Source organism: Flavobacterium crocinum, from assembly GCF_003122385.1.
Classification (GTDB): Bacteria; Bacteroidota; Bacteroidia; order Flavobacteriales; family Flavobacteriaceae; genus Flavobacterium; species Flavobacterium crocinum.
Genome location: NZ_CP029255.1, coordinates 2700105 through 2720172 on the forward strand (window position 1 = coordinate 2700105; position 20068 = coordinate 2720172).

General features: G+C 34.8%; 20 protein-coding genes. 6 read left to right on the forward strand and 14 right to left on the reverse strand.

Annotation, left to right across the window (positions count from 1 at the left end):
* Window positions 1–29: 29 nt before the first annotated feature.
* Both HYN56_RS12120 and HYN56_RS12125 read left to right on the forward strand, forming a co-directional pair.
* Window positions 30–962, forward strand: coding sequence for a peptidylprolyl isomerase (locus HYN56_RS12120; protein WP_109192412.1), 933 nt, complete (start codon window positions 30–32; stop codon window positions 960–962).
* Between the two features lie 92 nt (window positions 963–1054).
* Window positions 1055–1354 (forward strand): c-type cytochrome, encoded by a 300-nt coding sequence (locus HYN56_RS12125; protein WP_109192413.1) that lies wholly within the window; start codon window positions 1055–1057, stop codon window positions 1352–1354.
* A 104-nt stretch (window positions 1355–1458) separates the two neighbouring features.
* Here the strand turns inward: HYN56_RS12125 and HYN56_RS12130 are convergent, their stop codons facing one another.
* From HYN56_RS12130 to HYN56_RS12140, 3 genes are all read right to left on the reverse strand, one after another.
* On the reverse strand, window positions 1459–1854 hold the full coding sequence (locus tag HYN56_RS12130; RefSeq protein ID WP_109192414.1) for a GreA/GreB family elongation factor: 396 nt from the start codon (window positions 1852–1854) through the stop codon (window positions 1459–1461).
* A 380-nt stretch (window positions 1855–2234) separates the two neighbouring features.
* A complete protein-coding gene (locus HYN56_RS12135) occupies window positions 2235–2789 on the reverse strand; it encodes a thioredoxin family protein (RefSeq protein ID WP_109194784.1) in 555 nt (184 codons plus the stop codon).
* Window positions 2790–2915: 126 nt separating this feature from the next.
* Window positions 2916–3809, reverse strand: coding sequence for an alpha/beta fold hydrolase (locus HYN56_RS12140; RefSeq protein ID WP_109192415.1), 894 nt, complete (start codon window positions 3807–3809; stop codon window positions 2916–2918).
* Window positions 3810–3940: 131 nt separating this feature from the next.
* Here HYN56_RS12140 and HYN56_RS12145 point away from each other — a divergent pair, with 131 nt between their 5' ends.
* A complete protein-coding gene (locus tag HYN56_RS12145; protein WP_109192416.1) occupies window positions 3941–4276 on the forward strand; it encodes a tRNA-binding protein in 336 nt (111 codons plus the stop codon).
* Between the two features lie 78 nt (window positions 4277–4354).
* Here the strand turns inward: HYN56_RS12145 and HYN56_RS12150 are convergent, their stop codons facing one another.
* From HYN56_RS12150 to HYN56_RS12165, 4 genes are all read right to left on the reverse strand, one after another.
* Complete coding sequence (locus HYN56_RS12150; protein WP_109192417.1) at window positions 4355–4903, reverse strand: RBBP9/YdeN family alpha/beta hydrolase; 549 nt, start codon at window positions 4901–4903, stop codon at window positions 4355–4357.
* Between the two features lie 23 nt (window positions 4904–4926).
* Window positions 4927–5751: an alpha/beta hydrolase gene (locus tag HYN56_RS12155; protein WP_109192418.1), complete on the reverse strand. Its 825-nt coding sequence runs from the start codon at window positions 5749–5751 to the stop codon at window positions 4927–4929.
* A 172-nt stretch (window positions 5752–5923) separates the two neighbouring features.
* Window positions 5924–6292, reverse strand: coding sequence for a PUR family DNA/RNA-binding protein (locus tag HYN56_RS12160; RefSeq protein WP_109192419.1), 369 nt, complete (start codon window positions 6290–6292; stop codon window positions 5924–5926).
* A 68-nt stretch (window positions 6293–6360) separates the two neighbouring features.
* On the reverse strand, window positions 6361–8139 hold the full coding sequence (locus HYN56_RS12165) for an ABC transporter ATP-binding protein (protein WP_109192420.1): 1779 nt from the start codon (window positions 8137–8139) through the stop codon (window positions 6361–6363).
* Between the two features lie 204 nt (window positions 8140–8343).
* Here HYN56_RS12165 and HYN56_RS12170 point away from each other — a divergent pair, with 204 nt between their 5' ends.
* The 3 genes from HYN56_RS12170 to yajC all read left to right on the forward strand — a co-directional run bounded on the left by HYN56_RS12170 (window position 8344) and on the right by yajC (window position 10983).
* Entirely contained in the window at window positions 8344–9453 is a 1110-nt protein-coding gene (locus tag HYN56_RS12170; RefSeq protein ID WP_109192421.1) for a Glu/Leu/Phe/Val family dehydrogenase, read from the forward strand.
* A gap of 267 nt (window positions 9454–9720) precedes the next feature.
* Complete coding sequence (gene nusB / locus HYN56_RS12175; protein ID WP_109194785.1) at window positions 9721–10632, forward strand: transcription antitermination factor NusB; 912 nt, start codon at window positions 9721–9723, stop codon at window positions 10630–10632.
* 75 nt (window positions 10633–10707) lie between these two features.
* Window positions 10708–10983, forward strand: a complete 276-nt coding sequence (yajC, locus tag HYN56_RS12180) for a preprotein translocase subunit YajC (RefSeq protein ID WP_109192422.1) — start codon at window positions 10708–10710, stop codon at window positions 10981–10983.
* Between the two features lie 261 nt (window positions 10984–11244).
* Here the strand turns inward: yajC and HYN56_RS12185 are convergent, their stop codons facing one another.
* The 7 genes from HYN56_RS12185 to HYN56_RS12215 all read right to left on the reverse strand — a co-directional run bounded on the left by HYN56_RS12185 (window position 11245) and on the right by HYN56_RS12215 (window position 19947).
* Window positions 11245–11832, reverse strand: a complete 588-nt coding sequence (locus HYN56_RS12185; RefSeq protein ID WP_109194786.1) for a YdeI/OmpD-associated family protein — start codon at window positions 11830–11832, stop codon at window positions 11245–11247.
* Between the two features lies 1 nt (window position 11833).
* Window positions 11834–13111, reverse strand: a complete 1278-nt coding sequence (gene pepT / locus HYN56_RS12190) for a peptidase T (RefSeq protein WP_109192423.1) — start codon at window positions 13109–13111, stop codon at window positions 11834–11836.
* Window positions 13112–13229: 118 nt separating this feature from the next.
* Window positions 13230–14369 (reverse strand): formylglycine-generating enzyme family protein, encoded by a 1140-nt coding sequence (locus HYN56_RS12195; RefSeq protein ID WP_109192424.1) that lies wholly within the window; start codon window positions 14367–14369, stop codon window positions 13230–13232.
* 106 nt (window positions 14370–14475) lie between these two features.
* On the reverse strand, window positions 14476–15483 hold the full coding sequence (locus HYN56_RS12200; protein ID WP_109192425.1) for a DUF6515 family protein: 1008 nt from the start codon (window positions 15481–15483) through the stop codon (window positions 14476–14478).
* Window positions 15484–15572: 89 nt separating this feature from the next.
* Window positions 15573–16799, reverse strand: a complete 1227-nt coding sequence (locus HYN56_RS12205; protein ID WP_109192426.1) for an OprO/OprP family phosphate-selective porin — start codon at window positions 16797–16799, stop codon at window positions 15573–15575.
* A 39-nt stretch (window positions 16800–16838) separates the two neighbouring features.
* The gene (locus tag HYN56_RS12210; protein ID WP_109192427.1) at window positions 16839–17417 is read right to left on the reverse strand and encodes a hypothetical protein; all 579 of its coding nucleotides are present in this window, start codon (window positions 17415–17417) and stop codon (window positions 16839–16841) included.
* A 91-nt stretch (window positions 17418–17508) separates the two neighbouring features.
* The gene (locus HYN56_RS12215) at window positions 17509–19947 is read right to left on the reverse strand and encodes an arylsulfatase (RefSeq protein WP_109192428.1); all 2439 of its coding nucleotides are present in this window, start codon (window positions 19945–19947) and stop codon (window positions 17509–17511) included.
* Window positions 19948–20068 lie beyond the last annotated feature (121 nt).

Here is a 20068-nt window from a genome sequence, read left to right on the forward strand (position 1 = left end):
AATTTGCGTTCAATTAAAAAATAACAACAATGGAAAACGGAATATACGCTAAATTCAACACTAGCAAAGGTTCGATTTTAGTTAAACTAACACACGATTTAACACCTGGAACTGTAGGGAACTTTGTGGCTCTTGCAGAAGGAAATATGGAAAATAAAGTAAAACCTCAAGGACAAAAATTCTATGATGGTTTAAACTTCCACAGAGTTATCGCTGATTTTATGATTCAGGGTGGATGTCCTAAAGGAACTGGAACAGGAGATCCAGGATATAAATTTGATGACGAGTTTGTGTCAAGCTTAAAACACGATCGTCCGGGAGTTTTATCTATGGCAAATTCTGGTCCTGGAACTAACGGATCTCAATTCTTCATCACTCACGTACCAACTCCTTGGTTAGACGGAAAGCACACTGTTTTTGGACACGTTGTTGAAGGACAGGATGTTGTTGATGCTGTTGCTCAGGGTGATGCATTAGAATCTGTAGAAATTATCAGAGTAGGAGAAGAAGCTCAAAAATGGAATGCAATCGAAGCTTTCATTTCTTTAAAAGGTGCTAGAATGAAAAGAGAGGCAGCTTTAAAAGCAGAATCTGAAGCAAAAATGGAACAATTAGCTGCTGGTTTTGATAAAACGGAAAGCGGTTTACGTTATAAAATGATTCAAAAAGGGGAAGGTAAAAGAGCTGAAGCTGGTAAAACGGTTTCTGTTCACTACGAAGGGTCTTTAGAAAACGGAAAAGTTTTTGATTCTTCTTACCCACGTAAAAAACCAATCGAATTCAAATTAGGAATTGGACAAGTTATTGAAGGCTGGGACGAAGGTATTGCTTTATTACAAGTTGGAGACAAAGCTCGTTTTGTAATTCCTTCTGATTTAGCTTATGGACCATCTGGTGCAGGTGGAGTTATTCCTCCGCATGCAACTTTGATTTTTGACGTTGAATTAATGGACGTAAAATAAGAATTTAGAAGCAATTTAGTATTGTTTTAAATAGCAATCCCATATACCACGGTATATGGGATTTTTTTATATTTATAAAAAAAACAAAGCTGATGAAAAATATTTTAATCCTTGCAGGGCTTGCATTATTTATGGTTGCCTGTGGTTCTCAAAAAACGGCTGCTGTTGCTTCAACGCCTGCTGAACCTTCTAAAACAGTTGCATTGACACCTGAATTAGAAGCCGGTAAAAGCATGTACGAGAACAATTGTGCAAAATGCCACAAATTGTACGATCCTAAAAAATTTACAAAAGAAGAATGGAGTCCAATTTTGGTGAGAATGGGTAAGAAAGCCAAGCTAGACGAAACTCAATTAGCGTCGGTTACAGATTACATTCATTCGCAATTATAGTTTGTAATTTTGAAAAGCATAAAAAAAACTGTTCGATTGAACAGTTTTTTTATTTTCAGATAGATATAAAAAAAACACCGTCACAGAATGAGGTGTTTAAAAAGTTAAGAATGCGAAACAGCCGAATTGTCTACAGCTACTACTTTTAATGTTTTAATACCAGCCGGCAGTTCCCAATCTACTTCGTCATTTTCTTTAAAACCAATAATAGCTACACTTAACGGCGCCAGAATTGATATTTTAGATTGTTTTACATCTGCAGCAGATGGTAAAACGATTTGAATTTTCATTTGTTTTTTTGCTTTCACATCCTCAATTGTTACTATAGAATTGATTCGGATTACAGAACTGTCCAGTTCGCTTTCTTTGCTAATAACAGCACGATCCAATTCTTGCGAAAGCTGATTAGCTTCTTTAGTATTTGTTGAGTTTTTGCTTTTTAAAATCAATTCTCTTAAAAATTGATAATCTGATTTACAGAAAGTGGGTGTTGGTTTCATATCTACATTGAATTTATTGTTATACTATCTGAGTAATTTTTCTTCTTTTGGATTTATAAAAAAAATGCATTCTGGTCTTTAAAAAAGACAATAATCGAAAATGTTTAAACTGGAAAAAACAAAAAAATATCTGATCAAAAACTGATTTTGTCAAATAAAGAAATGTTTAAGCTTGATATAAATCCTCCGTCAAAAAGAAGAAAACTGAAGTAGACGGAGGCCTAATTAATAAAGGCCTTATTATGTGAAATAATTACAGCAGCAAGCGGCTTTGCAAAGCAAAACGACTTTTCAGAGGCTGTAAATGGCATTTTATTTCCCATAAGGATGATTAAATTGATTTGCAAAGATAGTTAATCTTTTTGAATTTAGTGCGTAATTTACTTCCATTTTATGCCGCAACCCAAACTTGGTTTTTGTGGTTCCTTTAAACTTCTGTTGTAAATTAAGGCATCAATTGCTCCTCTAAGATCGCTTCCGCTAAGCGGAATTCCGTTACCAGGTCTTGAGTCGTCCAATTGTCCACGATAAAATAATTTATCTTGATTATCAAATAAATAAAAATCCGGAGTACAAGCTGCCTGATAAGCTTTTGCTGTTTCCTGGCTTTCATCGTACAGATATGGGAAATCGATTCTGTTTTCCAATGCAAATTCCGTCATTAATTCCGGAGAATCCTGTGGATATTTTACAACATCGTTACTCGAAATAGAAATTACGCCAATTCCCATAACCCGATAATCATTGGCAATCATGACAACTTCCTGTATAACATGATGTACAAACGGACAATGATTGCAGATGAACATAACCAAAGTTCCTTTAGATCCTTTTAAATCTTCAAATGAGAAAGTATCGTTGGAATTGGTGTCTTTTAAATAAAAATCGGGTGCAATTGTGCCTAAAGGAAGCATTGTCGATTCTGTACGTGCCATTTTACTAGAAATTTGATTTTCAAAAATAGCTTTAAAAATCTGTAAATAAAAGCGCACAAGAATAAAAAATATCCAAAGAAGCAGTTAGCTTTTTGGGCTTGCTCTTTGGATACTTTTCTTTATTTTTTAAGAATTTAAAAATTGAAGTAAATCCTCGTTTAGTTTTTCTCTTTCTGTATAAAATAAACCATGTGGAGCGCCTTCATAAACAATGAAGTTATTATCTGCGATGGCATCAGCTGCTTTTTTTGAAGTTAAATCCATTGAAACCACTTTATCATCATCTCCATGAATAATTAAAGTGGGAACTTTTATAGTATTCAGTTCGTCTCTAAAATCGGTTGTATTTAAAGAAGCTGCACATTGTAATGTTGCTCTTGGAGAAGCTGCCGAGCATAAATTTCTATAGTATTCTAACAGAGGGTTGCTTACAGGTTTATTGATGATGTTTACACCAAAAAAGATTTTGCCAAAATTATCCAGAAAACCAATTCTGTCTTCTTTTATGGATGCAGCTGTATTTTCGCTTTTTTCTACTGGTCGTCCATCAGGATTGTCTTCCGTTTTTAGTAGAAACGGAATAATAGATGAAATTAGAGCAGCTTTTGTGATGCTTTTTCCGTGATGTCTGCTAAAGTAACGAACCACTTCGCCACCGCCCATTGAAAAACCAACTAAAGTAGCTTCTTTTAATTCAAGCTGTTCAATAATTTCGCTTAAATCATCTGTAAGAGTGTCAAAGTCATAGCCATCCCAAGGCTGAGACGATTTTCCAAAACCTCTTCTGTCATAAGCGATAACTCTGTAATTGTTCTGAACTAAAAACTCGATTTGATATTCCCACATTTCGTTAGACAAAGGCCAACCGTGAATTAAAATTACTGGTTTTCCTTTTCCATAATCTCTTACATAAAGACGAACATTTTGGGCAGTTTCTATATATTTATCAGTATTGTGCTGTTTTACATCAAAGTCATAATCTCTAAGAGAAGGATTGGCATTCATCAAACTATTTTCCATTTTCTATCTTTTTAATGTTAGTTTTTCTCCATATTCCGTAAAAATAGAAGTGAAAGCCTAAAAAAAGATTATAGAATTAAACGTGATCATTACAAAATTAATAGGTTTGTAAATCTAACAGAATTATAAAAATGGATTTAACCTGGAATGAATTTGAGCGTACCGACATGCGCGTAGGAACTATTTTAGAAGTGAACGATTTCCCTGAAGCAAGAAAACCGGCTTATCAATTGACAATCGATTTTGGTTCAGAAATTGGAATTAGAAAATCATCGGCACAAATTACCAAACGATATCAAAAAGAAGATTTGATAAACCGTCAGATTGTTGCCGTTATCAATTTTCCTAAAAAACAAATTGGAAAATTTATGAGCGAATGTCTGGTTTTGGGTGCAGTAGGAGAGGAAGGAGACGTCGTTTTATTGACTCCGGATTTTAAAATACCTAATGGACTGCGAATTGGATAATGTTCAGTGTTTAGGTTTTTAGTGTTCAGTAGCAATTTTAAACTTTAGTAAACTGAACACTAAAAATCTGAACACTGACTACTTTTTAATGTTCTCAATCAACTTCTGTAATAGGAACTGTCCTTCTTCCCAATATTTTAAATCAGAATCAGAATTAATGTGTCCTTGCTGGCCGATATTTACAAAATCGCTTCCCCATTGTTCAGCGAAGTATTTTTTTCTTTCGAAAGAAGCATAAGGGTCATTTTCGCTTGCTACAACTACCGATGGAAAAGGTAATTTGTAAAGCGGAATCGGAGAGAAGTTTCTCGTACATTCCGGTGTGTGCTGAGGTGAATCAACATCCGCGGGAGCAACTAAAAAAGCCCCGATAATATTCGGATTATTATATTTTTCTGCCCAATGTAAAACCAATGAAACAGCCAGACTATGCGCGACTAAAATGGTTGGTTGGTCTAGTTTTAAAATATTCTCGTTTAAGCGTGCAATCCATTCTTCCCGAATAGGTTCGTCCCAATTGTCCTGTACAACACGAATTGAGTTTTCGAATTTTTCATGCCAAAAGGTCTGCCAGTGTTTTTCTCCAGAATCTCCGAGTCCTGGTATAATTAAAAGTTGTGTCTCCATTGCCGTGGATTTTTATTTAGTGATTATTTTTGATGTTCTTTTAAAATTCGGTTTACTTCATTTACTAATAATGGAAAAGCGGGTTCTGTCATTCCGTGGCCGTAACCATCCAGTTCATAAAGTTTGGTTTCTTTATGTCCGTTCAGTTTCATCATTCTTGCCATATAAGCATTTTCTTCGTAACGCCCCAGCATTTCCAATTCACGGTCTCCGGTAATTAATAACAACGGCGCAGCATCGGCGCGAACATGAAATAAAGGAGCAAAAGGGTCAATTGTGGGTTGTTTTTCCGGAATTCCGTTTTCTCTTCTAATTTCAAAATGTGTGATACATTGCCCACTAAACGGAATAAGTCCGGCAATCTGATTAGCATCAATATTTTCTTTTTGAAGCCATTTTTTGTCTAAACCGATCATCATCGCTAAATATCCTCCGGCAGAATGTCCGGAAACAAAAATAGAAGATTTGTCACCACCGTAACTTGCAATATTATTAAAAGCCCAGGCAACTGCTGCGGCTGCATCTTCAATTGCTTTTGCTGCTTTTGCCTTTGGTGATAGTCTGTAATTTACTCCAATAATTGCAAAGCCTTTATTTTTTAAAGCCTCTGGAATTTCTTTATTTCCACCAGTCAATCCACCGCCGTGAAACCAAATAATGGTAGCGAAATCTTTTTTATTTTTAGGATAATAAATATCGAGTACGCATCTTTCGTTGATATATTTGTCAGATTTGTTTAGGGTTGCATTATAATATTGGATGTTATTTTTCGTTTCGTATTCTAGATTCTGTGCAGAAAGAGAAATTGCAAGGAAGAAGAAACTTAAAAGAATGATTATTTTTTTCATTTAATTAAAGTTGATTTGAAAGTTATGCGTTAAGAGTTATGTGCTGGTAAAAAGTTAAAGTTTAACATTTAACTTATAACTTATAACTCCTAACGTAAAACCTAAATATATAAAAAAAGTCCAAAATGCTGAACAATTTGGACTCTTACTTTATTGTAAAGTTTATTTTGAATTAAATATCATCAAAATCAATATCTGTAAAGCTTGATCTTGAACTTTCAGATTTATCTGAATTATATTCTTTTTTGAAATCTTTTTGATGTCTTTCAGAAATTACTTCTTCGCCTTTGTGGTTCAAAACATAAGAAGTCATTTCCTCTAATATTTCTGCGAAAGCGCCAAAATCTTCTTTGTATAAGTAAATTTTGTGTTTTTTGAAGTGAAATGAACCATCTTCCTCAGTAAACTTTTTGCTTTCGGTAATAGTAATATAGTAATCATCAGCTTTGGTAGCTCTCACATCAAAGAAATAAGTTCTTCTTCCTGCTCGTAATACTTTAGAAAAAATCTCTTCTTTTTCTAACATGTCATTTTCTCTCATAATACGTTCTATCATTTTTGGAATTAATAGTACTCAAAAATCATAAAAAATTATCTATTACGCAACAATTAAAGTAATTCTTTTTCCGAAAGTTGTTTTAAATATAACGACGCATAATAACCCTCCTGATTTATTAATTGATTATGAGAGCCTTGTTGAATAATCTTACCATCTTCAAGTATGATAATTTTGTCTGCATTCTTGGCAGATGACACTCGGTGACTTACAATTATGGTTGTTTTGTCTTTCGAAATCTCAAATAAATTATTCAAGATCATTTCTTCAGTTTCTGTATCGACTGCTGATAAGCAATCGTCAAAAAGTAAGATTGCAGGGTTTTTAATAATGGCTCTTGCAATAGAAACACGCTGTTTCTGACCTCCGGAAAGAGTAATTCCTCTTTCTCCTAAAATAGTGTCATACTGTTTGTTAAAGGCGATAATGTTATCATGAACCACTGCATTTTTGGCTGCTTCATAGACTTCTTCATCCGTTGCATTCTGGTTTCCGAATTTGATATTGTTTTTGATAGTATCCGAAAATAAGAAAGCATCCTGAGGCACAATTCCGATATTGTTTCGAAGATCGTTTAGGTTTAAAGTGCTGATTTCGTTTTCGTCAATTTTTACTTCCCCTTCGGTTACATCATACAATCTTGAAATCAAAGAAAGGATGGTTGATTTTCCGGAACCAGTTTTTCCTAAAATGGCAAGTGTTTCTCCTTTTTTCACTGTAAAAGAAATATTTTTCAGCGCTTCAATATTAGTATCTTTATAAGTAAAGGAAACATTGTCAAAATGAATCGTTCCTTGGATATCGGATGCGTTTTCGTTGTTGTTTTTGATTTCCGGCTCGATTTTCAAAAATTCATTTAAACGTTTTTGAGAAGCTTCTGCTTCCTGAACCATAGAAGAAACCCATCCTAAAGAAGCAACAGGCCAGGTCAGCATGTTTACATATAAAATAAACTCGGCAATAGTTCCGATATTCGGGATACTTCCGTTGATGTACATAACGCCTCCAAAATAAATTACAACCAAATTACTGATTCCAATAAGGGCAATCATTAAAGGGCCAAATAAAGATTGAACTCTTGCCAGGCTTAAACTTTTACGTTTGCTTTCTTCGGCAAGATCAACCATATTATTCTGATGCTGATTTTCTAAAGAATACGCTTTGATTACACGGATTCCTGAAAAAATTTCCTGAGTAAAACTGGAAACCTTGGAAAGGTATTGCTGGAAAGTCGTGCTTCGTTTATTGATTTCGGAACTTAGTTTGAAAATGCAGTAAGAAAGAATCGGTAACGGTAATATCGTATATAATGTAAGACGCGGAGATACATTATACATATATAATATAACAATCGCAAAACGGATAGCGGTATTAATAGTGTACATAACTGCCGGTCCAACATACATGCGGACTTTCGAAACATCTTCGCTAATACGGTTCATTAAATCTCCCGTACGGTTTTGTTTATAGAAAGTCTGTGATAGATTTTCATATTGTCTAAAAACTTCATTTTTCAAGTCAAATTCAATATGGCGGGACATTACAATTAAAGTCTGACGCATTAAAAACGTTAAAAAGCCGGCTACAATCGTAGTGCCAATGATTAATAATACGTTATGGATTAAATCCTGACGATAAGCGGAAATTACAATTTCTGATTTTTGGTCTGCAGCAGATAGTTTGTCAAAATTCTCAATAGCATTTAAAGACTTACTGATGAGCTTTGGAGTATATAATGAAAATATTTGTGCGATTATAGTGGTTAAAATTCCAAGTGAAAAACTGTATTTATATTTGATGAAATATTTGTTTAAATAGCTTAATTCTTTCATTTTTTTAAGAAATATGATATTGAATTGATTTGTATTTAAGAATTATTATTAAATAAAATTATAATAATTTGCGATTTAATCAAAACAATTATATTGTGATATTGTTATTTTAAAGATAAAAAATTAGCACTTGTGTATTTTTTAATTATGTTTGGTTTGTCTTTTTGACGAATTCATAATTTTAACCTAATTAATACTAGCGCTATGGATGCAACTTTCGCAACTGGAAAGGAACTTCAAAAAATGGATCCTGTTTTTGGTCAATTATCTTTTGACGATCACGAACAAATTGTATTTTGCAATGACAAAGATACAGGTTTAAAAGCAATTATTGGTATTCATAATTCGGTTATGGGGCCAGCTTTGGGAGGAACCAGAATGTGGAATTATAACACAGAATGGGAAGCTTTAAACGATGTTTTACGTCTTTCCAGAGGTATGACGTTTAAATCTGCCATTACTGGACTTAATATTGGTGGAGGTAAAGCCGTAATTATCGGTGATGCTAAAACACAAAAAACACCTGAATTAATGCGTAAGTTTGGTGAATTCGTTCATTCACTTAGCGGAAGATATATTACTGCAGAGGATGTAGGGATGGAAACTAAAGACATGGATACCGTTAGAGATGTTACACCTTATGTTACGGGTATTTCTGAAGAGAGAGGTGGTTCCGGAAATCCTTCTCCAATTACAGCTTACGGAGTTTATTTAGGTATGAAAGCAGCTGCTAAAAGTCAGTTTGGTACTGATGTTTTGGATGGTAAAAAAGTTTTGGTACAGGGAATTGGACACGTAGGAGAAACTTTGGTTGAGTATTTAACTAAAGAAGGAGCTCAGGTAACGATTTCTGATATTAACGAAGAAAAATTATATCAGGTTGCTTCAAAATATAACGCGACCATTTACACTGGTGAAGATTTATATACAGCAGATGTTGATATCTACGCGCCTTGTGCAATGGGAGCAACAATCAATGATAACACAGTGAACAAAATTAAAGCTAAAGTGATTGCAGGTGCTGCCAACAATCAATTAGCAGACGAAAATGTTCACGGTGCAAGATTGCAGGAAAGAGGAATTTTATACGCTCCGGATTTCTTAATTAACGCGGGTGGAATTATCAATGTTTATGCTGAATTGGCAAACTATGGTAAAGCTGAAATCATGAGTAAAACAGAAAACATCTATAATACAACTTTAGAGATTATAGATTTTGCTGCTAAAAATAATATGACAACAACGCATAAAGCGGCTCTTACAATTGCTCAAAACAGAATTGATCAAAGAAGAATAGAGAACGCGGCGAAGTAATTAAGTGTTCAGTGTTCACTTTTTTTAAGTGTTCAGTCTTAAAGTCTCAGTTTACAGTTTAATCTGTAACTGAGATTTTTTTTGCGAATGTTTGGTACTGCTCACTAAAAACTGCTCACTGACCACTAAATCCTGAAAACTGACTACTAAAAAGGCGACTTTTTTACGAATTAATTTTAGAATACGCTTCAAAAGTTATACTTTTGCAGACTAATTTTTAAATGTTCTTACGAGGTGGTAAATAGAAGACACATACGCGTTAAAGTAATGCAATCCATTTATGCAATGCATCAAAGCGGTTCTGATAATATGGAAAAAGAAGAGAAATTTCTTTTTTACAGCATTGATAATATTCAGGATCTATATCTTATAATGCTTTCTTCATTGATAGAAATTTGTAAAAAAGAAGCCGTTTATTTACATCTGTCAAGTAAAAAACATCTTGCTACTGCAGCAGAACGTAATCCAAATGAAAAATTTGTAAAAAATAAAATTTTTCAACTTCTTGCCGAAAGCAACTCTCTTAGCATCGCTTTAGAAAATCGTAAAATCAACAACTGGTCATTAAACGACGATTATATTATTTTGCTTTTAAATGATGTTAAAGCAAGTGATATCTATAAAAAATACATGTCGAATAATGTCAATACGTTTGAAGAAGACAGGCAATTTATTATTGATTTGTTTGAAAACGTAATTGTTCCGAATGAAAAATTATATGAGTATTTAGAGGATGATAAATTAACGTGGGTTGATGATATTCCAGTTGTAAATACACATATTGTGAAACAATTGAAAGCCATTAAAACAGAAGATTCGGATGATTTTAGAGTGCCTAAATTGTACAAAGATGTTGAGGATAAAGATTTTGCTAAAGATTTGTTTAGAAGAACAATTTTAAATGAAACCGCTTTCGCTAAAGAATACGAAGACAAAACACCAAACTGGGACAGCGATCGTATTGCCGAAATTGATACTATTATCTTAAAAATGGCGATCTGTGAATTTGTTAAATTCCCATCGATTCCTGTAAAAGTAACTCTTAACGAATATTTAGAGATTGCAAAAGAGTATTCTACTCCAAAAAGCAGTATTTTTATCAACGGAATTTTAGATAATCTGGTAAAAGAGCTTACAGCTAATAAAAAGATGCTGAAAACTGGAAGAGGATTAATGTAAAAGTGAAGAAATTCCAATTTTAGAAAAGACAAATTCCAAAAAATATTAATTATAAATCAAAAACAAATTTAAATTATGGAACAATTAACTCAATTTGCGCCATTTCTTTTAATGTTTGTGGTTCTTTATTTTTTCATGATCAGACCACAGCAAAAAAGAGCGAAAAATGAAAAAGAATTCGAAAACAGCCTTAAAGTAGGTGACAAAATAGTGACAAAAAGTGGTTTCCATGGTAAAATTGCTGAATTAGCAGAAACTACTGTTGTAATCGAAACAATGTCAGGAAAATTAAAATTAGAGCGTTCTGCTATTTCTTTAGAATTGAGTGCTGCTTTGAATAAAAAAGCATAAATTTTAAATTACAATATTTTAAAAATCCCAAATTCCAAATAGGAGTTTGGGATTTTTTTTGTCTTGTTTTGTCATCCTGACGAAGGAAGGATCACGCTCGGGAGTCTACAAAGATTTTCTGCCATACTTTGCGGAGTTTCTAGTGTGATCCTTCCTTCGTCAGGATGACAAAAAAAGAAATTCCTTGTCAAAGTTTTAAACTTTGACAAGGAATTTCTTTGTATAGATTGGAATTTGGAATTTTAAAATTTGGAATTTCAATTACCTATATTTATCATTCAGTCCAATATTCTGCAAAATCATTGGAACAACTTTCTCGATTCGGGCAAGTTTTGTTTTTTCCTGTTTAGCCGATTCAATATATTCTAGAAACTCATATTGTTTGTAAGGTTTGAAATTTTCAAAAGCTTCTTTTAAGGCAGGATTTTGTTCCATTTCTTTATTTAGCAATTCAGAAATAATAGCTTCTTTTTTAGCAGGTTTTATTACTTTTCCCTGTTTTTCGTTTTCAATGGCTTCATAAATATATTCTAAAACTTCTTTTTCATTTACTTCCTCTTTAGAAGTAAAACGCCATTGTCTTAAAGATTTTGTTATGTCTTCCTGAGCATTTACCAGTTTCTTTTTAGGGTCTTTCAGGAAAACGCCGTTGAAAAACCAAATGGTAAAATAGTCTTTAAAACCACCAATTCCTACGACATTCTTTTTTCCGTATACATAAACCGGACCGCCCCATTTTGTGGTTTCGGTTAGTTCTGTTTTGTCAAGGATAGCTTTAAGAAGAAGTAATTCTTCTTCCCATTTCTCACTGTACTTCCAAATGCCTTTATTTTCGGATTGATTTCCCAAATTATCTTCTTTTTTTAGTTTTTTCTGGTGCGTCAAAAATACCCGGAATCGCAGTTAATTCAGCAATTTTTACAATTACATCAGTTGCTTTTTGGATGCTTTCTGCCGGTACATATTCGTATTTTCCATGAAAATTATGTCCGCCCGCAAAAATGTTCGGACAAGGTAATCCCATAAAAGATAATTGAGAACCATCAGTTCCACCTCGAATAGGTTTAATGATTGGCTTGATGTTTAATTCTCTCATTGCTTTTTCTGCAATATCAACAATATGTTTTACAGGAAGAACCTTTTCTTTCATATTGAAATATTGGTCTTTTACGATAGGAATTACAATATCTTCACCGAATTTCTTGGCAAATTTCTTATTGAATTTTTTAGCAATTTTATGAATCAGTTCTTTTCGTCTTTCGAATTTCTTTTTGTTGTGATCACGAATAATCAATTCTAAGACAGTTTCTTCGATATTTCCTTTGATATGGTGAACGTGAAAAAAACCTTCGTAACCTTTTGTTTCTTCAGGAGTTTCGCCTTTCGGAAGTTCATTAATGAATTCGTTAGCCAAAAGCATCGAATTGATCATTTTTCCTTTGGCATAACCAGGATGAACGCTTTTTCCTTTAAAAGTAATTTTTGCTCCGGCAGCATTGAAATTTTCATATTCTAATTCACCAATCTGACTTCCATCCATGGTATAAGCCCATTGTGCTCCGAATTTTTCAACATCAAAATGATGTGCTCCGCGTCCGATTTCCTCATCTGGAGTAAAACCGATTCTGATTTTTCCGTGTTTAATTTCCGGATGCTGGATTAAATATTCCATTGCTGAAACAATTTCTGTAATTCCGGCTTTATCATCAGCGCCTAACAAAGTTGTTCCGTCAGTAGTGATGATCGTTTGTCCTTTATATAGTAATAGGTCTTTGAAATAGTTTGGAGACAAAACAATGTTTTTTTCAGCATTCAAAACAATATCTTTTCCGTCGTAATTTTCAACGATTTGCGGTTTCACATTTGCACCGCTGAAATCTGGTGAAGTATCAAAATGAGAAACAAAACCAATTGTAGGAACTTCATGATCTACGTTGCTTGGAAGCGTCGCCATGATATACGCTTTATCATCTATAGTTACTTCTTCAAGTCCGATTGCTTTTAGTTCTTCAACTAATTTATTGGCAAGATTCCATTGTTTTTGAGTACTTGGTGTTGTTTGTGAATTTGGATCTGATTCAGTATCAATTGTTATATAACTGATAAAACGATCTATGATATGTTGCATTTTTTTAGATTTTTAGCAAATATAGAAAAAAATATCTCTCGCGAAATTTAGCTTTAATGATCTGATTCAATAAAAAAAGGGATTCTGTAAAGAATCCCTTTCGAATATTTTAAAGTTGTTAAATACTTTTTACACATCTAAAACCAACATGATTTGCGGCAGATCTGATTTCGCCTTTTCCTCTTGTTCCTACCATATATCGGGTGCAATATTGATCGGTACATAAAAATGAACCGCCTCGGTGTACACGTTTTACTTCTGTTGGATCGTTTGGATCGTAGTAAGCATCAGGACCTTGTGGATTTTTAATTGTTTTACCGCTTTCAGCTAACGATTTGTAATAATCTACACTGTACCAGTCGTTAACCCATTCCCAAACATTTCCCGCCATGTCATATAAACCGTAGGCATTTGGTGCAAATTGAGCTGTCGGAGCAATTCCTTTAAATCCATCTTCTCCTGTATCGCCATCTTTTATAGGAAAGTGTCCCTGATAGATATTAGCCTGAAATTTTCCATTCGGTTTCAATGTATTTCCCCAAGCGTATAAATTTCCTGTTTTTCCACCTCTTGCAGCAAATTCCCATTCAGCTTCAGTCGGAAGTCTTTTTCCTGCCCATTTTGCATAAGCAGCAGCATCTTCGTAAACCACATGAACTACAGGGTATTTTTCTTTTCCTTTAATAGTGCTTTGTGGTCCTTCAGGATGTCTCCAGTCTGCACCGGGTTCATAACGCCACCATTGTAGAAAGTTGTTTAGATTTACTGCCGATGGAGTAGGAGTAAAAACAACAGAGCCTGTAACTAAATCTTCTTCGCTGGCTGTTGGAAATTCCTCTTTAGTCGGTTTTTGCTCTGCAACTGTTACATAACCTGTAGCTTTCACAAATTTTTCAAATTCTTCGTTAGTCACTTCTGTTTTATCCATATAATAACCATCAACATACACACGATGAATTGGAGCTGCATCTTTGGTAACACCTTTAATACTGCATAAACTTTCATCTTCAACATTACTTCCCATGGAGAATTCACCGCCGGGAATCCAAACCATTCCTTCTGGTGTTTTTCCGGTTGGTTTGTTTTTGTTTTCGATGGTTGGTTTAAAAACTGAAGGTTCAGAGGTATTTGGAGTTTCATGACATCCTGCAGCAGCTGCTATTTCTTTTTTAGGCACCATTAATTTGGTATAACTGTAAGCAAGCGAAATGATGGAAATTGTCAGTATAGCAAAAATCCAAAAAGTTTTATTTTTCATGGTTAATAATTTTAATCTGATATTATGGTTGTCAAATAGATGGGATAAAATTATAAAAAATAACTTTTAATAGTATAGTAATTTTATAGAATTAATAAAATTAAAATCATTCTTTCTCAACCTGAACTACTTCATATTTGTCTTTTCCATCTATTTGTACGGGTTGATAATAGGTTTCGCCAAATTTTACATATTTAGCGTCTCCAATAGTTACTTCTTCGCCGCCTTCAGGTAATTTCTCTACAATGGTTCCGGCAGTAGGAGCAACAACGGTGTATTTCCCTCCGTCTTTTTCGTAATAGGTTCCTCCGTAGTAATAATTATTTACCGTTCCTGTATTAACCGTTTCTGCTCCGCTTGGAATATTGTTTACTGTACCGCCAACTGGTGCCGGAACTGCCGTATAACCACCGCTTGTCGAAGTGTACCAAACTCCCTGATCATAATGATATTGTGTGCTTTCTACACTGACCACGATTGCTGTAACTGCTAAAGTTGCCACAAAGAAGCCCCACGGATGCCAAACAGGTCCCCAATAAAAAGGAACATAAGGACGAGGATAATAAGGATGATAACAATTGTATCGGTAACCACCATATACATAAGGCGGACGTACGTAAGGTCTTGGTCCGGGTCTAACGATAGTGTTGCGATTGTTGCGAACATGAACACTATTGTTAACATTAATGTTTACATTATTTCGGTTTCTGTTAACGGTATTGCCGCTTATGTTTGTGTTTCTGTTGCCGGTTCTATTGTTATTGTTTCTATTCCCGGCTGTTGCAGGTCTCGCCGTTTTATTATTGGAGTTGGCTGGTCTTGTTATTTTATTGTTAGAATTAGCCGGTCTGGTTACCTTATTGGCAGAATTAGTTGGTCGTTGTATACCTCCTCCATTTGAGCCAGGTCTTGTGGTTTGTGCGGGTCTTGCGGTTTGCGCAGGTCTTGTATGTGTCGCACCGCCAATGTTGCCGCCTCTGTTTCCTCCTCCGCCTCTGTGAGCAGCACCTCCTCCTCCGAAACGTTGTGCAAAACTATCTGTTGAAATAAGGAAAAATGTTCCAATCAAACACATCAGTGCTGATTTTCTTACTGTTTTGGATATGTTTTTCATTTTCAGTGATTTATATGAATTAAAGTTATAAAAAAAAAATGTCTCGTTTATCGAAATAAAGGAAAAGTTTGTGTGTCCTTTTTTAGTTTTTAGAGTGAAATATCCCACTGAATTCTAAAACGCCAGCCTTGTTCTAATGGCAACGTTTTGTCCTGAAAACTGAAATAACTGACTTCTGAAGTAAGTTTGTTTTTATGTCCTTTAAAAAACCAGTTAAAAGCCAGTGTCGATTCGTCTTGCCGATTTTGTTTAATGGAATAGTCAGGTCTGTAAGCTGCATGTCGTACTGCCATTTCAAGATGTTGTGGCCACCAATGAAAAACATGATGGAAGAAGTATCCGGCCTGAGCGTAATACCCTTTCATGACGGTCATATCATTGTTGTTGTATTTATCTATAATTTCTTTGGTATGCCACTCGCTCTGCCATGAAAAACCACGGTACATAAACGCGGTTTCCAAATTCCACTGATTTACTCTGTATTGTCCGGCTAAACCATTTTCAAATCCGTCAAGCGAACCGCCTCCTGCTTGAGAAAAACGGGTATAAGGACTTCGGTTTGTTATAGCTGAAAAAGCAATAATAGGAGTTAGTTTTTCGTGAAATTCCAAATCACAGCCTTCAAAATCGAGAAACCTTCCTAAGAAATTCCATTGTGCCCTTCCAAAATACATTAAATTATTATCATCATTTGAGGTGCTTCCACGTCCAGTTCCTGTTAAGGCGGCAAACCAATAATTAAAATCGGCGATTCCTTTTCCTTTTAAATGACCGTAAACTTCGGCTCCTAATTGTCTGTCAACTGTAAAAGGTCTATTGATAAGAGATCTTTCTACCATTTGTTGTTCGCCACTGCTGATGAAACGTTCCCGTGTAAACTCAGTTTTCCATTGTCCTACTTTAAAACTCAGAAAATCCCATTTCTCAATCATTAATCTAAAATCGAGCAAGTTGGACTGACTTAATTCGTATTCCCAATAATATTTCAGCCAGGGTTCAAAGGCATGACCACCTATTTTTAATCTCGCTCGATTTATTTTAAAAGTGGTTTTGGCATCCTGACTGTAATCGTCATAAGTTAGAGGATCGGTATCGTAAGGTGTCGAAAAACGAAATTGAAGTCTGCTATGTAATTGGAACAAAAACTTATTGTCATTTGTTCGCAATTCAAATCCTTTATCTCCATATCGGACACTCATTATTTTTGTAGTGTCTTTTTTTACTTCTTCTTGAGAAATTCCTTTTAAACCAATAAATAATATTCCGAACAAAAGAAAATATTTCCAGATCTGTATTTTATTTTGATGGCTAAACATAGGCTTACGGGTTGTATTGTTTTTACTTGCTTTTAAAGCTTATTTTCCTCCAAAGTTTTTTGCAATTCCTAAACCAATTCCCCAGCTGTCATAAGCATTCCATTTGAAGTCATAACTTGTGGTACCGAAAATTTCCCAGCCCTTTGGTAATTCGTACCCATATTCTACGCCCGCGCGAGTTAAGAAGAAGTCTTCTTCTTTGGCAAATTCACCACCAAATCCTAGTAGAAAACTCCAATGTTCATTAGGTTTATAAATTCCCACTAAAGCAGGAGCAATGGGGTAACTTCTTTCAACAGTTTCTTTGTCTTCTCCGCTGGCAAGATTTTTTTCGACTTTAAATTTTTCTATAATAAAGTCGGTATGAAGCCCGATTGCCCATTTTTCTTTGAACTGAAAAGTATAGTCTAGTCCCCATGCAGGAAGACTTAAAACTTCCCGGTTTCCTTCGTCATCGCGGCCTTCGAAAACATGAACATGATTAATAGAAAGTCCTATCTGGTGATGTGGACTAAAGGCTTTTTCTTCACTTTCCTGAGCTTCGATTTTGTTTTGAATGATTAAATAAAAAATGGCTATCAGAAAAAGTGTTTTTTTAAGATGGCTTGTACTAGTCATTGTGATTTAGTTTTAAATCTTTAATAAAAAAGAGGTATTTTATTCACTTTTTTCAGGATAGAAATACCTCTTTAATTTTGTTTTATATAGACTACTCGCTTTTCATAATTCTTAAAGCTTCTTTATTAAGGTCTTCATAGCTTTGTTCGCTAATATCAACACCAACACCTAAGATTTCTCCACCTTTAAAAGTACCTGGTGATTTATATTGATGACTTACAGCGTCACCACTATCGAATCCTACACAAAGACCATCACCAGAAAGTGTGAATTTACCTGGTTGTGTTTTCATAGGGCCTTTGGCTACTTCTTTGCCGTCAATGTATAAATGACCTGTACCAATTTGTTCTCCGTTTTTACCGGTACTTTCTCTCACAAATTCAAATCCTAAGGCATGTTTACCAGGAGTTAAGGTAGAAGATGAAACAAAAGTTTGTTCTGGCTGAATTCCTAAGAAATTATAAACATAGTATAGTTTATTGTCTTTGATGAATAAAGTATGTCCTCCAAAGCGCGATCCATGAGCAAAAACTACTCCCGAAGCTCCCGATTTAATATCTACATCGCCTACAATTTTGAATGAACGACCACGTACATTTACCGCAACACCTTCAGGAACTGCCGATGTGCCTGGATAATATACATATCGGGTTTTTGGCTTTTCTTGTGAAGGACGCTCGGTACCTAAAATTTCAACTGCAGAACGGTCATCTAGTGGTAATACCAAGTTTTTATCAGCTTCGTCAAACCACGCTGCTACTAATTCTTTTAATTTATCTGGATTTTTTTTAGCCAAATTATTAGTTTCGGATCTATCCACAGCTACGTTGTATAGTTCCCAAACATCTTTGTCAAATTTGCCTGTTCCTGTTAGCGGAGCGTGAACAGCAACAGCTTTCCATCCATCTTTCCATATAGCTCTTGTGCCTAACATAGTATAATACTGAACATGTTTTTGTGTTGGTGCATTTGCTTTGGCATCAAATGTATAACGCATAGAAACTCCAGAAAGTGGATATTGGCCAACACCATTAAATGTTTTAGGCATTTCTACTCCACAAATGTCTAAAATAGTTGGCACAATGTCTGTCGAATGGTGGTACTGGTCACGTACTTCACCTCTTGCTTTAATACCTTTTAGCCACGAAATTACTAATGGATCACAAGTTCCTCCGGCATAATTACTATAACGTTTAAACATTTTGTATGGCCCGGTAAATCCTGCGGCCCATCCTGTAGGATAATGTTCGTAAGTGTCTGGTCCTCCCAGTTTATTTAAGTATTTCAAGTTTTCTGATAACTCATCAGGGTAACCATTGAAGAATTTGTTCTCGTTTACTGAGCCAGATGGAGATCCTTCTCCAGAAGCCCCATTATCAGCGGCATAAATAACAACAGTGTTTTCTAATTGGCCTGTTTTTTCCAAATACTCAATTACGCGTCCTACTTGTGCATCTGTATATTCTGAGAAACCAGCATAAACTTCAGCTAGTTTAGAGAATAATTTTTTCTCATCAGCACTTAATTTATCCCATGGTTTTACGTAATCTGCTGGATTAGCAAGATTTGGAGGTAAAAAATTTAGGGGACTATTTTTGGTGTCTTTAGGTAAAATTCCTTTAGCAATCATTCGAGGTAAAACCCAATCGCGGTATGCTTCATAACCACTGTCAAATTTTCCTTTGTATTTAGCAATGTATTCCTCTGGAGCGTGATGCGGTGCATGGTTTGCACCAGGACAGTACCACATATACCATGGTTTTGAAGGGTTAGTCGCTTTTTGATCTTTGATGTATTCAATTGCTTTATCTGCCAAATCTTTAGATAAGTGATAACCTTCTTCTGGAGTGTATGGCGGCTCAATAAAGTGATTGTCTTCTGCTAAGTCTGGATACCATTGATTAGTTTCGCCTCCAATGAAACCATAATAGCGGTCAAATCCCATTTGAGTTGGCCATTGTGATCTAGAGCCACCTGAGGCAACATCTTGCTCAGGAACATTATGATTTTTTCCGATCCAAAAAGTACTCCAGCCTGCCTCTTGTAATACTTGCCCAATTGTCGCACATTGTTTAGGGATACGTGCATTTGCTCCTGGATAACCATCTGCTGTTTCGGTAATAGATGACATACCATTTAAGTGATGATTACGACCTGTTAATAAAGTAGAGCGTGTTGGAGAACATAATGCTGTAGTGTGCCATTGTGTATAAATAATACCGTTATCAGCTAATTTTTGCATTGTTGGCATATTAATACCTCCGCCATAGGGAGACCAAGCGGCTTGCCCTGTGTCATCATATAAAATAAATAGAACATTCGGAGCACCTTCTGGTGCCGATTTTAATGTATAGGGTTTCCAATCGGCTTTAGAATTCCTTACATCAAGTTCAATGACGCCTTTAAAGTTCTCTTTTCGGACTTCTCGTGGATCTGCCTGAGCTATTGATTTTGATACTAAACCAAATGACAGAAATGCCAAGAACAGAAAAAGACTTTTCTTTAAAAATAAGTTTGTACTTGTTCGCATGATTATAATTATTTAGGATTTAATATTTGTTTTATTTTTTGATTGAAAAATCTTAAGTAATTCAAATTTAGATCTTAAGAAAATTGATAAGGTTAAAAACTGACCTAAATAGGTTTCATTT

What these genes read in the sequence shown, in the direction of transcription:
- HYN56_RS12120 (WP_109192412.1), top strand. Translation starts at nt 30, where the DNA reads ATGGAAAACGGAATATACGCTAAATTCAACACTAGCAAAGGTTCGATT.
- HYN56_RS12125 (WP_109192413.1), top strand. Translation starts at nt 1,055, where the DNA reads ATGAAAAATATTTTAATCCTTGCAGGGCTTGCATTATTTATGGTTGCC.
- HYN56_RS12130 (WP_109192414.1), bottom strand. Translation starts at nt 1,854, where the DNA reads ATGAAACCAACACCCACTTTCTGTAAATCAGATTATCAATTTTTAAGA.
- HYN56_RS12135 (WP_109194784.1), bottom strand. Translation starts at nt 2,789, where the DNA reads ATGGCACGTACAGAATCGACAATGCTTCCTTTAGGCACAATTGCACCC.
- HYN56_RS12140 (WP_109192415.1), bottom strand. Translation starts at nt 3,809, where the DNA reads ATGGAAAATAGTTTGATGAATGCCAATCCTTCTCTTAGAGATTATGAC.
- HYN56_RS12145 (WP_109192416.1), top strand. Translation starts at nt 3,941, where the DNA reads ATGGATTTAACCTGGAATGAATTTGAGCGTACCGACATGCGCGTAGGA.
- HYN56_RS12150 (WP_109192417.1), bottom strand. Translation starts at nt 4,903, where the DNA reads ATGGAGACACAACTTTTAATTATACCAGGACTCGGAGATTCTGGAGAA.
- HYN56_RS12155 (WP_109192418.1), bottom strand. Translation starts at nt 5,751, where the DNA reads ATGAAAAAAATAATCATTCTTTTAAGTTTCTTCTTCCTTGCAATTTCT.
- HYN56_RS12160 (WP_109192419.1), bottom strand. Translation starts at nt 6,292, where the DNA reads ATGAGAGAAAATGACATGTTAGAAAAAGAAGAGATTTTTTCTAAAGTA.
- HYN56_RS12165 (WP_109192420.1), bottom strand. Translation starts at nt 8,139, where the DNA reads ATGAAAGAATTAAGCTATTTAAACAAATATTTCATCAAATATAAATAC.
- HYN56_RS12170 (WP_109192421.1), top strand. Translation starts at nt 8,344, where the DNA reads ATGGATGCAACTTTCGCAACTGGAAAGGAACTTCAAAAAATGGATCCT.
- nusB (WP_109194785.1), top strand. Translation starts at nt 9,721, where the DNA reads ATGCAATCCATTTATGCAATGCATCAAAGCGGTTCTGATAATATGGAA.
- yajC (WP_109192422.1), top strand. Translation starts at nt 10,708, where the DNA reads ATGGAACAATTAACTCAATTTGCGCCATTTCTTTTAATGTTTGTGGTT.
- pepT (WP_109192423.1), bottom strand. Translation starts at nt 13,111, where the DNA reads ATGCAACATATCATAGATCGTTTTATCAGTTATATAACAATTGATACT.
- HYN56_RS12195 (WP_109192424.1), bottom strand. Translation starts at nt 14,369, where the DNA reads ATGAAAAATAAAACTTTTTGGATTTTTGCTATACTGACAATTTCCATC.
- HYN56_RS12200 (WP_109192425.1), bottom strand. Translation starts at nt 15,483, where the DNA reads ATGAAAAACATATCCAAAACAGTAAGAAAATCAGCACTGATGTGTTTG.
- HYN56_RS12205 (WP_109192426.1), bottom strand. Translation starts at nt 16,799, where the DNA reads ATGTTTAGCCATCAAAATAAAATACAGATCTGGAAATATTTTCTTTTG.
- HYN56_RS12210 (WP_109192427.1), bottom strand. Translation starts at nt 17,417, where the DNA reads ATGACTAGTACAAGCCATCTTAAAAAAACACTTTTTCTGATAGCCATT.
- HYN56_RS12215 (WP_109192428.1), bottom strand. Translation starts at nt 19,947, where the DNA reads ATGCGAACAAGTACAAACTTATTTTTAAAGAAAAGTCTTTTTCTGTTC.